This window comes from Streptomyces erythrochromogenes, assembly GCF_036170895.1.
Classification (GTDB): domain Bacteria; phylum Actinomycetota; class Actinomycetes; order Streptomycetales; family Streptomycetaceae; genus Streptomyces; species Streptomyces erythrochromogenes.
On the sequence record NZ_CP108036.1, the window covers coordinates 5761142 to 5773303 of the forward strand.

The window sequence follows — 12162 nt, forward strand, 5'->3', positions numbered from 1 at the left end:
GACGGGTTTCCCGGCAAGGTCCGATCGATACGGCCTAGTCCTGCGGGACCTCGCAGACGCCGCTGCCCTCCTGCCAGAAACGGTAGAGGTCGCGGCCGCAGTACGTCTCCAGGTCCGACACGCCCAGCGCCGACAGCACCCCGTCCACCACGTCGAAGAAGAAGACGTTGACCGCCGGGATCCACAGCAGTGCGAAGACGGCGATCAGGCCGAACGGCGCCAGCGGCTCCACCTCGCGCCGCACCCGGTACGACAGCCACGGCTCGATCACCCCGTAGCCGTCGAGGCCCGGCACCGGCAGGAAGTTCAGGATCGCCGCCGTCACCTGGAGCATCGCGAGGAAACCGAGCGCGTAGCGGAAGGCGAGCGGCACCCCGTCCAGGGCGTCCAGCCAGAAGGGTGCCGTGCAGACGATCGCGAAGGCCACGTTCGTCAGCGGTCCCGCCGCCGAGATCAGGCTGTGCTTCCAGCGGCCCCGGATCCGGTCGCGCTCGATGAAGACCGCGCCGCCCGGCAGGCCGATCCCGCCCAGGATCACGAAGACCACCGGCAGGACGATGCTGAGCAGCGCGTGCGTGTACTTGAGGGGGTTCAGGGTCAGGTAGCCCTTGGCGCCGACCGTGAGGTCGCCGCCGTGCAGGGCGGTACGGGCGTGCGCGTACTCGTGCAGGCAGAGGGAGACGATCCACGCCGACGTCACGAAGAGGAACACGGCGAGCCCGGTGCTCGTCGAGTACCCGGTCCACACCGCCCAGCCCGTGACGGCCATGACGGCGAAGATGCCGAGGAATACCGAACTGATCCGCCGCTCGTGGCGGGTGCCCTGATGACCCATGCGGGGAAACCTATCCCGGGCCGCGCGCGGAAAACGGTTCGGGGCCGGGCCGGGGTCCGGGGACAATGGGCCGGTGCGTTACGCGATCCTCGGCTCCGTCCAGGCCCTCCGCGACGACGGGACCCCCGTGGCCGTCGGCGGGGCGCGCCTGCGCGCGCTCCTGACGGCGCTCGCGCTGCGCCCGGGGCGGGTGGTGCCGGCCCGGCTGCTGGTAGACGAGGTGTGGGACGGCGCCCCTCCGTCCGACGCCGTGGCCGCCCTGCAGGCCCTCGTGGCCCGGCTGCGCCGGGCGCTGGGGCGCACCGCCGTGCTGTCCGCCGACGGCGGCTACCGGCTGGCCGCCGAGCGCGAGGACGTCGACCTGTACCGGTTCGAACGGCTGGCTCGGGCCGGCGCCGAGGCGCGGGACCCGGCCGAGGCCGCCGCCCTGTACGACGAGGCCCTCGCCCTGTGGCGCGGACCGGCCCTCGCGGACCTGCCCGACCCGGCCGCGGAGGCCGCCCGCTGGAACGCCGTACGGATGGAGGCGCGCCGGGGCCGGCTCACGGCGGCCCTGGCCCTGGGCGAGGCCGAGCACTCCCTGCCGGAGCTGACCGCGCTGTGCGCGCAGCAGCCGCTGGACGAGCCGCTCCAGGCGCTGCGGATCCGGGCCCTGCGCGACGCGGGCCGCCCGGCGGAGGCCCTGTCCGCCTACGACGACGTCCGCCGGGACCTGGCCGACCGGCTCGGCACGGACCCCGGCCCGGTCCTGCGCGCCCTGCACGCCGAACTCCTGGCCCCGGCGGACTCCGGCCCGGCGACCTGGCCTGCGACCGCCGGGCCGAGGTTCGCCCACCCCGGCGGCCCGGAACACCCGGGCCATGCCCATGGCCCGGCCGCGCCCTATGGTCCGGCTGCGGGCCACGGTCCGGCTGCGCCCCATGACCACGCCTCGGCCTCGGGCCCCGGCCCAGGCTCCACCCCCGGCCCGGCCTCCGCCCACGGCCCGGTCTCGGGCCATGCCCCGGTCTCGGGCCATGCCTCGGCTTCGGGCCCCGGCCCGGCCTCCGCCCACGGCCCGGTCTCGGGCCACGCCTCGGCTTCGGGCCCCGGCCCGGCCTCCGCCCACGGCCCGGTCTCGGGCCATGCCTCGGCTTCGGGCCCCGGCCCGGTCTCAGGCCCCGGCCCGGCCTCGGGCCATGCCTCGGCGTCGGGCCCCGGCCCGGGCCATGCCCAGGTCCCGGGCCATGCCCAGGTCCCGGGCCATGCCCAGGTCCCGGGCCGTGGCCCTGGCCACGGCCCGGCCGGGTCCATCCACGCCTCCTCGCCGCCGGCCGCCCGGGCCCCCGCCCCGTCCGGCCAGGGCAGCGGCAATCTGCGGGCACGGCTGACCACCTTCGTCGGCCGGGAGGACGACATCCGCGTCATCGGCGACGATCTCGCGCGGGCCCGGCTCGTCACGCTCCTCGGGCCCGGCGGCGCCGGCAAGACCCGGCTCTCGCAGGAGGCCGCCGAGGCGCACGAGCCGCGCGGCGGATGGCCCGACGGCGTGTGGCTGGTCGAGCTGGCCCCCGTCGACGACCCGGAGGACGTCGCCGAAGCCACCCTCGCCGCAGTCGGCGCACGTGAGACCAAGCTGCGCGGCGCCGCCGCCGAGGAACTGCGGGCGCTGACCGACCGCAACGGCGACGACCCCCTCCACCGGCTCGCCGAGCACTGCGCCCACCGCAGGCTGCTGCTCGTCCTCGACAACTGCGAGCACGTCGTCGAAGCCGCCGCCGAGCTCGCCGAGCGCCTCCTCACCCACTGCCCCGGCGTCCAGATCCTGGCCACCAGTCGCGAACCCCTCGGGGTGCCGGGGGAGTCCCTGCGCCCCGTCGAACCGCTGCCCGACCCGATCGCGCTGCGGCTCCTCGGCGACCGCGGGGCGGCCGCCCGCGCCGGGTTCACCGTGGACGAGGACCCGGCCGCCGCCGCCGAGATCTGCCGCCGTCTCGACGGGCTGCCGCTCGCCATCGAGCTGGCCGCGGCGCGCCTCAGGCTGCTGACGCCGCGGCAGATCGCGGACCGGCTGGACGACCGTTTCCGGCTGCTGACCAGCGGCGCCCGTACGGTGCTGCCGCGCCAGCAGACCCTGCGGGCCGTCGTCGACTGGTCCTGGGACCTCCTCGACGAGGCCGAGCGCACCGTCCTGCGCCGGCTGTCCGTCTTCGCGGGCGGCTGCGACCTCGCCGCCGCCGAGGCCGTCTGCGCCGACCCGGCCGGGGACACCGCCCGGGACGTCGCCGACACCCTCGGCTCCCTCGTCGACAAGTCCCTCGTCGTCGCCGCTCCCGCCCCCGACGGCTCCGGTATGCGCTACCGCCTCCTGGAGACGGTGGGCGAATACGCCGCCGAGCGCCTCACCGAAGCCGGCGGCGACCGCGAGGACACCGCCCGCCGCCACCTCGTCCACTACCGCGAGCTCGCCCGGACCAGCGACCCCCTGCTCCGCGGCCGCCGCCAGCGCGAGACGGCGCAGCGGCTGGCCACCGAGTACGAGAACATCCGTACGGCCCTGCGCCGGGCCGTCACCACCCGCGACGCGGACGAGGCGCTCTGCCTCGTCCACTCCCTGGGCTGGTACTGGCACCTCCTCGACCAGCGGGCCGAGTCCCGGCACTGGGCGGAGGCGGTCGCGACCCTCGGCCCCAACCCCTTCGTCGCGCCCGTCGTCCCGGCGGAGCCGGTGTACGGACAGCTCGTGGACGCGCCGCCGCCCTACACGGGCGAGGTGCTCGCCGAGGCCTGGCGCGCCCTGCACCTGGTCCGGCTGGCGGCCCGGGACCAGACCAACAAGGACTGGGACGACCCCGAGGTCCGTGCCCTGGTCGACGGGGTGATCGCCACCTACCGGCCCGGGCTGCCGCAGACCTGCCGCACGCCGGCCTCCCTGTGGATCTACGCCGTCATGATCGCGGGCGACGCCGGGCTGCTCAAGCGGGTCGTCGACGCGACCGTGGCCACCACCCGCGCGCTCGGTCACCGCTGGGAGCTGGCCTCCGCCCTCCAGCTGCGCGCCAACATCCTCGCCAACCGCTCCGACTGGGCGGGCGACGCCGCCCGCGACGCCGACGAGAGCCTGGAGCTCTTCCGGGAACTCGGCGACGACTGGGGCTGCGCGGAGGCGCTCTCCGCCCGCGCCGAGTCCCGGGAGCGGCGCGGCGAGCACGCCCTGGCCGCCCGCGACTACCGCGAGGCGATCGCATACGCCGAACGCCTCGGCGCGAAGGCGCAGGTGACGGTGTTGCGCGTGCGGATGGCCGGCACGCTCACCGAGAACGGCGAGATCGCGGAGGCGGAGCGGATCCTCACCGAGATCACCGCCACGGTGCAGCAGTTCGGCAACGAGGCGATGCCCGCCGCCCGGATGTTCCTCGCGGGCATCCTCGGCCGTACCGGGCGGATCGACGAGGCCCGTGTGCAGATCCAGGTGCTGCGCGAGGAGTTCGCCTTCGGCGCGTACGCCATCTTCGACGTGTTCCTGCTCGCCACGTCGGCCTGGCTGGACAACCAGGACGGCCGCTACGAGGACGCCCTGCAGGGGATCCGCGACGCCACGGCCGCCTTCCGGCACCCGCTGGCACTGATGGTCGCCCCGCACCTGCCCGCCACGTTCCTGCTGACGGCCGCCGTATCCCTGGTGTCGCCGGGCGGCCCGCAGCGGGAGCACGACGGTGCCCGGCTGCTCGGCGCCTACCGCGCCCTGCTGCCGCCCGACCACTTCCCGGTGACCACGGAGCGCGAGGACTTCGCCTTCGCCGAGAAGCAGGCACGGTCGGCGCTGGGCGACACCGCCTACGAGGCGGCGTACGCCGAAGGCGGCGGCCTCACCCTGGAGGAGGCCACCGCCCTCGTCTGACCCGGCCCCCGGCCGGTGCCCGTCCGGGACGCGATCCGGAGTGGACCGGTCCGCGGGTCAGGTCTTCTGGCGGAACTTCCGGACCGCGAGCGGCATGGTGACCGCCGTGATGGCCAGCGACCAGATCAGCGTCATCCACACCGAGTCGCCGACGGGAGTGCCGTTGATCAGGGCGCGGGCGGCGTCCGCCAGGTTCGACAGCGGGTTGTAGTCCGTGAAGGACTGCAGCCAGCCCGGCATCGTCGACGGCGGGGCGAAGATCGAGCTGCCGAACTGCAGCGGCATCAGGACCAGCATCGCCATGCCCTGGACGGCCTGGGCGGTCTTCATGGTGAGCCCGAGCAGGATGAAGATCCACATCAGTGCGCTGCCGAAGACGGCCGACAGCCCGATGGCGAGGAACAGGTCCAGCACCGAGGACTTGATCGACAGGCCGAGCAGGAAGCCCACGCCCAGCAGGATCGCGATGGCCACCATCATCCGGCCGAGCTCGACGACGATCTTGGCAAGGAGCACGGACGACCGGGCGATCGGCATGGACCGGAACCGGTCCATCACGCCCTTCTTGAAGTCGTCGTTGACGCCGGTGCCCACCGCCATCGCGATGTTCATGCCCATCATGGCCATGAGGCCCGGGACCACGTAGTTCACGTAGTCCGCCTGGTTGCCCTTGCCGGAGATCGCGCCGCCGAAGACGAACACGAACAGCAGCGTGAAGATGATCGGCATGAACAGGACGTCGAACATCGACTCCGGGTCCTGCTTGATCTGCAGGGCGTTGCGGCGCACCAGGGCGCCGATGTGCCGCAGGTTGGCCCGCAGGCCGATCCGTCCCTCACCGCGGGCGGCGGCCACCTTGGCCGGACCGGGCGCGGCGGGGGCGGGCTTCGTCGTGGTTACGGTGCTCATGCCGCGACCTCCTCGGTCTTCTCGGTGGGGACGGAGTCCTCGACGAGCGTGGGCTTCTGGCCGGTGATGGCCAGGAACACCTCGTCGAGGCTGGGCAGGTAGGTGCCGAGGTCGGCGATCGCGTACCCGCGGGCGGCCAGCAGGCCGACCACGGCGGTCAGCTGCTCGTCGCTCAGGATCGGGACGAGGAGCACGCCCTCGTCCGGCACGGCCTGGGAGCCGGCCACGCCGTCCAGTCCGGCCTCGGCCAGCGAGCGGGCCATGCCCGGCAGGTCCGAGGAGGAAACGGGACGGATCTTCAGGGTGCGGCCGCCGACGCGGGCCTTCAGCTCGTCGACCTTGCCCTTGGCGATGACCTTGCCGCGGTCGATGACCGTCAGCTCGCTCGCGAGCTGCTCGGCCTCCTCCATGTACTGCGTGGTGAGGAGCACGGTGGCGCCCTCCGCGACCAGGCGCTGGACCTCGTCCCACACCTCGTTGCGGGTGCGCGGGTCGAGACCGGTGGTCGGCTCGTCCAGGTAGATCACGGCCGGCCGGCCGATCAGGGACGCGGCCAGGTCGAGTCGGCGGCGCATACCGCCGGAGTAGTTCATGGCGGCCTTCTTCGCCGCCTCCGTCAGGGAGAAGCGCTCCAGCATCTCGTCCGCGCGGCTGCGGGCGTCCTTGCGGGAGAGGTCGAGCAGCCGCCCGATCATGTAGAGGTTCTCCCAGCCGGAGAGCTTCTCGTCGACCGAGGCGTACTGGCCGGTCAGGCCGATGGTGCGGCGCAGCTGCCGCGGCTGGCGGACCACGTCGAAGCCGGCGACTGTCGCCGTCCCGGCGTCCGGGACGATCAGGGTGGAGAGGCAGCGCACCAGCGTGGTCTTGCCGGCGCCGTTGGGCCCGAGGACCCCGAGGACCGTGCCCTCACGGACATCCAGGTCGACACCGTCGAGGGCCTTGGTCTCGCCGTAGTGCTTGACCAGCCCCCGCACCTCCACGGCGTTGGGGTTCTTTTCGTTTCGCGTCATGCCCACCATGGGACCAGGCGCCACTGACAAAGCACCGACAGGCGACCGACAAAGGTACGACAGACATACGACAGCCCGCCGACGCGAGGTCGGCGGGCCGTCTCAGTGGTTCACCTCACAGCGGCGGGGCGCACCGGCGTCCGTGTCAGTGGAAGGCGTGCTCCGCCTGCGGGAACGTGCCGCCGACGACGTCCTCGGCGAAGGCCTTCGCCGCGTCCGTCATGGTCTCGCGGAGCTTCGCGTACTGCTTGACGAACTTCGGCATCTTTCCGCCGGTCAGGCCCATCATGTCGGTCCACACCAGGACCTGGGCGTCGCACTCCGCGCCCGCGCCGATGCCGACCGTCGGGATGTGCAGGGACCGGGTGACCTCGGCGGCCAGCTCGGCCGGAACGAGTTCCAGCACCACCGCGAACGCGCCCGCGTCCTGCGCGGCCTTCGCGTCGCGCAGCAGCTGGTGCGCGGCCTCGTCGCCGCGGCCCTGGACCCGGTAGCCCATGGCGTTGACCGACTGCGGGGTCAGACCCAGGTGGGACATGACGGGGATGCCCGACTGCACGATCAGCTCCGTCTGGGCCAGCGAACGCTCGCCGCCCTCCAGCTTCACGGCGCCCACTCCGGCCTCCTTGACCAGGCGGGTCGCGCTGCGCAGCGCCTGCACGGCGCCCTCCTGGTACGAGCCGAACGGCATGTCGCCGATGACCAGCGCACGGCTGGTGCCGCGTACGACGGCCGCCGAGAGCATGGTCATGTGGTCCATCGTCACCGGGACGGTGGAGTCGAAACCGAGGTGGCAATTGCCCATCGAGTCGCCGACGAGGATGACCGGGATGCCGGACTCGTCGAAGACGGACGCGGTCATCGCGTCGTAGGCGGTGAGCATGGGCCACTTCTCGCCGCGTTCCTTGGCGAGGGTCAGGTCGCGGACGGTGATGCGCCGGGTGCCCGTGCCTCCGTACAGGGTGGGGGAGGCGGCGGCTGCGGGTTCGCGGGCAGGCGAAACGGCGTGCGTCATTGCAACTGCTCCTTGTGTCATCTCGAGGCACCCTTACGGTGTCCCCGGACTCACTCACCATGGTGGCATCCCCGGGGCCGTGGGCGGAAGTGGTGCGGGCGGCCCGCCGCAGCGGGTACGCCAATGTGCGCGTTTCGTGACAAGCGGAACCCCCTGCGTACGGCCGTTCGTCCTCCCGGACGTGCGACCGCGACGGACGGTCGTGACGTACGGCACGGAAGGCTCCGCTTCATCGCCTAGGGTCAAGGGGCGGGGACGGAGCGCGAGCACGGCAGTGAGGGCAGCGGCATGGCACAGGCGTACAGGACGGAATCGGGGAACGGCGGCTCGGAGCACGAGCACTCCGAGCCCCGCTTCCGGCGCCGGCTGGCCGAACTGAGCAGGGACCCGGGCATCTGGCGGCGGGGCCTGGTCCTGGCCGCGACCGCCGTACTGCTGTCGCTGGTCATGATCTTCCACGCCGAGCTGCCCAACGACGTGGGCAACCTCGGCAGCCTCACCGAGACCTTCCTGCCCTGGCTGGGTCTGGCCGTTCCGCTTCTGGTGGGGGGCGCCGTCTTCCGCCGGTCGGCGACCGCGCTGATCGCGGTCCTGCTGCCCGCGGTGGTCTGGCTGAACCTCTTCGGCGGCCTGGTCTTCGACAAGTCCGGCACCGGCGGCGACCTCGTCGTGGCCACCCACAACGTCGACGCCGACAACCCCGACCCGCGCGGCACCGCCGAGTCGGTCGCCCGCTCCGGTGCCGACGTCCTGGCCCTCACCGAGCTCAAGGGCAGTGTCGTCCCCGTCTACGAGAAGGCGCTGGCGAGCGCCTACAAGTACCACTCGGTCGAGGGCACCGTCGGCCTGTGGAGCAAGTACCCGCTGAGCGGCAGCGCCCCCGTCGACATCCGGATGGGCTGGACCCGGGCCATGCGGGCCACCGTCGCCACCCCGCAGGGCGAGGTCGCGGCCTTCGTCGCCCACCTGCCCTCGGTCCGGGTCAAGCTGAACGCGGGCTTCACCGCCAACCAGCGCGACGACAGCGCCGACGCGCTGGGCGCCGCGCTCGCCGCCGAACCCCTGAAGAAGGTCCTCCTCCTCGGCGACCTGAACGGCACCATGAACGACCGCGCCCTGTCCGAGGTCACCTCGCAGATGCGCTCCACCCAGGGCGCGGCCGGCGACGGCTTCGGCTTCAGCTGGCCGGCGCAGTTCCCGATGGCCCGCATCGACCAGATCATGGTCCGCGGGATCCGGCCGGAGGCCTCCTGGACCCTGCCCCGCACGGGCAGCGACCACCTGCCGGTCGCCGCGCGGCTGACGGTGAACAAGTAGCGGCGCGCACACGGCGGCGCGGAGGGGCCCCACCGGTGATGCGGTGGGGCCCCTCCGCGTTCCGCCGGGCCTGTCCGGTGGGCCTACGCCTGTTCGCGCCAGCCGTTGGTGATGGGCAGCCGGCGGTCCTTGCCGAAGCCCTTCGCGGAGATCTTCGTGCCCGGCGGGTACTGGCGCCGCTTGTACTCGGCCGTGTCGACCATCCGCAGGGTCTTCGCGACCAGCTCGGCGTCGAAGCCGGCCGCCACGATCTCGTCCAGGCCCTGGTCCCGGTCCACGTACAGGGCGAGGATCGCGTCCAGCACCGGGTAGTCCGGCAGCGAGTCGGTGTCCACCTGCCCGGGGCGCAGCTCGGCGCTCGGCGGCTTCACGATCGAGTTCTCCGGGATCGGCGGGGTCTCGCCGCGCTCGGCCGCGGCCCGGTTGCGGTACCGGGCGAGCCGGAAGACGTCGCTCTTGTAGACGTCCTTGATCGGGCCGTACGCGCCGACCGAGTCGCCGTACAGGGTGGAGTAGCCGACGGCCAGCTCCGACTTGTTGCCGGGGGCCAGCACGATGTGGCCCTCCTGGTTGGAGACGGCCATCAGCATGGTGCCGCGCAGCCGGGACTGGAGGTTCTCCTCGGCCAGGCCGGTGAGGCCCAGCGAGCCCATGTAGGCGTCGAACATCGGCTCGATCGGCACGGTCCGGAAGTTCAGGCCGGTGCGCTCGGCCAGGTCGGCCGCGTCGCCCTTGGAGTGCTCCGAGGAGTACTTCGAGGGCATCGAGACGCCGTACACGTTCTGCGCGCCGACCGCGTCGCAGGCGATGGCGGCGACGAGCGCGGAGTCGATGCCTCCGGAGAGCCCGACCAGGACGGAGCGGAATCCGTTCTTCTTCACGTACGCGCGCAGGCCCACGACCAGCGCGTCGTAGACCTCCTCGTCGTCGTCGAGCCGGTCGGCGTAGCCGCCGGTCACGACCGGCTCGTACGGATCCACCGGCTCCTCGGACAGGACGACGCGGTCGATGCGCAGCCCGTCGTCCACCACGCCCTCGGGGGCGTCGGCGCGCGCGGCCGGCAGGTCGAGGTCGACCAGGACGCAGCCCTCGGAGAACTGCGGGGCGCGGGCGATGACCTCGCCGTCGGCGCCGACGACGATCGAGTCGCCGTCGAAGACCAGCTCGTCCTGGCCGCCGATCATCGCCAGGTAGGCGAGGGTGCAGCCGGCCTCCTGGGCGCGCTTCTGCACCAGTTCGAGGCGTACGTCGTCCTTGTTGCGCTCGTACGGGGAGGCGTTGATCGAGACCAGCAGCCCGGCCCCGGCGGAGCGGGTGGCCGGGACCCGGCCGCCCTCCTGCCAGAGGTCCTCGCAGATGGCCAGGGCCACGTCGACGCCGCGCACCCGGATCACCGGCTGCGTGTTGCCCGGCACGAAGTACCGGAACTCGTCGAACACGCCGTAGTTGGGCAGGTGGTGCTTGGCGAAGCGGAGCACCACCCGGCCGCCGTGCAGGACGGCCGCCGCGTTCTCCGGGGAGCCGGCCGGGCGCCCGAGGCGGGGCGTCGCCTTCTCGGTCCGGTCGAGGTAGCCGACGACGACCGGCAGTTCGCCGAAGCCCTCGGCGGCCAGCCGCTCCGCGAGGTCGCGCAGTGCGCCGCGGGAGGCCTCGACGAAGGAGCCGCGCAGGGCGAGGTCCTCGACGGGGTACCCGGTCAGCATCATCTCCGGGAACGCCACCAGGTGGGCGCCCTGCTCGGCGGAGTGCCGGGTCCAGTGGACGACCGAGTCGGCGTTCGCGGCGATGTTGCCGACGTGCGAGTCGATCTGATTCAGAGCGAGGCGTAGTTGAGGCACGGGGCCCAGTCTAATCGTCTTTCTGACGCGATGTCCTGGGCCCCGCCTGTTTCCCGGGCCTTGCGGCGTGCCGGGGTGCCTCCTGCGGGCCTCCCGCCGGGCCGGTCGCGGGGCCGGTCGTGAGGTCGCGTCAGCCGATGGGGCCGGCGTACTTCACGTCGTCGAGCAGGGTTCCGGCGGCGATGTCCGCGGTGATGCTCTTGGTGCCCTCGGGGATCTCGAACGCCACGACGCCGCTGGCGGATTCGCCCGGCAGGATCGATCCCTTCACCATCTTCGGGACGGTGCTGCCGCCGCCGCTGTCGAAGACCATCTCGGCGGTCATGCCCTTGTCGTCGCGGACGTTGGGCACGGCGTAGATGACCTCGTGCGGCGCGGTCGAGCCGTTGGTGATGGTGATGGTGATCTGGACCGCGTTCTTGACCTGCTCGCGGGCGATGATGCCCTTCGGCTCGTACTTCGTCGGCTTCGAGAGGCTCACCTTGACCCCGTTCGGGTAGGTGTAGGTCTCGCCGAACTGCAGCGCGCTGGTCAGGCCGGGGACCTGGGAGGGCGAGGCCGACGCCGACCCGGACCCGGACGGCCAGGGCTCACTGCTGGGGTACAGGCCGTCGAGGTCCAGGTCCTCGTCGTCGATGCCCGCCTCGATGCGGTCGGTGGTGCGTTCGATGACGGAGACGGTCAGGAAGAAGCCGCCGACCGAGGCGAGGATGCCCGCACCGGCGAGAACGGTGCCGATGACGGCCATCGACTTGTTCGGGGCGCCCTTGTTGGCGCGCACGATGGCGCCGATGCCCAGGCCCACGCCGGTCACGGCGAGGATGCCGCCGAGCCAGAACAGGAACGGAACGAAGGCGAGGACGACGCCGAAACCGCCGACGATCAGGGTGGCGACGGCCAGGCCGTTGGTCTCGGCGGCCTGCGGGTAGCCGCCGTAGGGGGCGGAGCCGTAGCCGGGAACGGGCTGCCCCCACGGGTCGGTGGGGCCGCCGGGCGCCCCCGGGACGCCGAACGGCGCGGCCGGGGCGCCGAACGGCGCGGCCGGGCCGGCGGGCGCCGGCGTGGGCGGGGCGAACGCCGAGGGGGCCGGGGCCGGTTCGGCTGCGGGGGTCTCGGGCGCGGCGGGCGCGTCCGCCGCCACCGGAGTGGCAGGGGCCTCCGGGGCCTCCGGGGCCTCCGGGGCCGGCTCGGCGGCGGGTTCGGCGGAGGCGGCCGGGGTCTTCTCGAGCGAGAGGGGCTGGGCGGGCGCCGGTATCGGGGCCGTGTCGGGAACGGGCGTGCCCGCCGGTTCCGTCGGCGGGCCGGAGGGGGTGCTGGGCGGGTTCGGCGGGGTGGTCATACCGGCGGAGGGGTCCTTT

8 protein-coding genes are annotated in these 12162 nt (G+C 73.2%); 2 read left to right on the forward strand and 6 right to left on the reverse strand.

The genetic code is table 11. The annotated features are described in order from the left end of the window. Window positions 1-34 precede the first annotated feature (34 nt). Entirely contained in the window at window positions 35-835 is an 801-nt protein-coding gene (locus OHA91_RS26390; RefSeq protein WP_266501787.1) for a site-2 protease family protein, read from the reverse strand. A 73-nt stretch (window positions 836-908) separates the two neighbouring features. Here OHA91_RS26390 and OHA91_RS26395 point away from each other — a divergent pair, with 73 nt between their 5' ends. Beyond that, window positions 909-4715 (forward strand): AfsR/SARP family transcriptional regulator, encoded by a 3807-nt coding sequence (locus OHA91_RS26395; protein ID WP_328740150.1) that lies wholly within the window; start codon window positions 909-911, stop codon window positions 4713-4715. A 57-nt stretch (window positions 4716-4772) separates the two neighbouring features. On the opposite strand, the gene OHA91_RS26400 is transcribed toward OHA91_RS26395, so the two are convergent. The 3 genes from OHA91_RS26400 to panB all read right to left on the reverse strand — a co-directional run bounded on the left by OHA91_RS26400 (window position 4773) and on the right by panB (window position 7649). Continuing rightward, a complete protein-coding gene (locus tag OHA91_RS26400) occupies window positions 4773-5624 on the reverse strand; it encodes an ABC transporter permease (RefSeq protein WP_031146201.1) in 852 nt (283 codons plus the stop codon). Continuing rightward, the gene (locus OHA91_RS26405) at window positions 5621-6643 is read right to left on the reverse strand and encodes an ATP-binding cassette domain-containing protein (RefSeq protein ID WP_031146204.1); all 1023 of its coding nucleotides are present in this window, start codon (window positions 6641-6643) and stop codon (window positions 5621-5623) included. Before OHA91_RS26405 ends, OHA91_RS26400 begins: the two co-directional genes overlap by 4 nt. 136 nt (window positions 6644-6779) lie before the next feature. After that, window positions 6780-7649 carry a 3-methyl-2-oxobutanoate hydroxymethyltransferase gene (gene panB / locus OHA91_RS26410; RefSeq protein ID WP_328740151.1) on the reverse strand — a complete coding sequence of 290 codons (870 nt, stop codon included), beginning with the start codon at window positions 7647-7649 and terminating at the stop codon, window positions 6780-6782. Window positions 7650-7937: 288 nt separating this feature from the next. On the opposite strand from panB, the gene OHA91_RS26415 reads away from it, so the two are divergent. Then, complete coding sequence (locus OHA91_RS26415; RefSeq protein WP_031146208.1) at window positions 7938-8966, forward strand: endonuclease/exonuclease/phosphatase family protein; 1029 nt, start codon at window positions 7938-7940, stop codon at window positions 8964-8966. An 83-nt stretch (window positions 8967-9049) separates the two neighbouring features. Here the strand turns inward: OHA91_RS26415 and OHA91_RS26420 are convergent, their stop codons facing one another. Both OHA91_RS26420 and OHA91_RS26425 read right to left on the reverse strand, forming a co-directional pair. Continuing rightward, window positions 9050-10804 carry an NAD+ synthase gene (locus tag OHA91_RS26420; RefSeq protein WP_266501799.1) on the reverse strand — a complete coding sequence of 585 codons (1755 nt, stop codon included), beginning with the start codon at window positions 10802-10804 and terminating at the stop codon, window positions 9050-9052. Between the two features lie 130 nt (window positions 10805-10934). Beyond that, a complete protein-coding gene (locus OHA91_RS26425; protein ID WP_031146212.1) occupies window positions 10935-12143 on the reverse strand; it encodes a DUF4352 domain-containing protein in 1209 nt (402 codons plus the stop codon). Between the last annotated feature and the right edge of the window lie 19 nt (window positions 12144-12162).

Excerpts from the sequence above, each read along its gene's own strand:
- OHA91_RS26390 (WP_266501787.1), bottom strand. The coding sequence starts at position 835 with ATGGGTCATCAGGGCACCCGCCACGAGCGGCGGATCAGTTCGGTATTC.
- OHA91_RS26400 (WP_031146201.1), bottom strand. The coding sequence starts at position 5,624 with ATGAGCACCGTAACCACGACGAAGCCCGCCCCCGCCGCGCCCGGTCCG.
- OHA91_RS26405 (WP_031146204.1), bottom strand. The coding sequence starts at position 6,643 with ATGGTGGGCATGACGCGAAACGAAAAGAACCCCAACGCCGTGGAGGTG.
- panB (WP_328740151.1), bottom strand. The coding sequence starts at position 7,649 with ATGACGCACGCCGTTTCGCCTGCCCGCGAACCCGCAGCCGCCGCCTCC.
- OHA91_RS26415 (WP_031146208.1), top strand. The coding sequence starts at position 7,938 with ATGGCACAGGCGTACAGGACGGAATCGGGGAACGGCGGCTCGGAGCAC.
- OHA91_RS26425 (WP_031146212.1), bottom strand. The coding sequence starts at position 12,143 with ATGACCACCCCGCCGAACCCGCCCAGCACCCCCTCCGGCCCGCCGACG.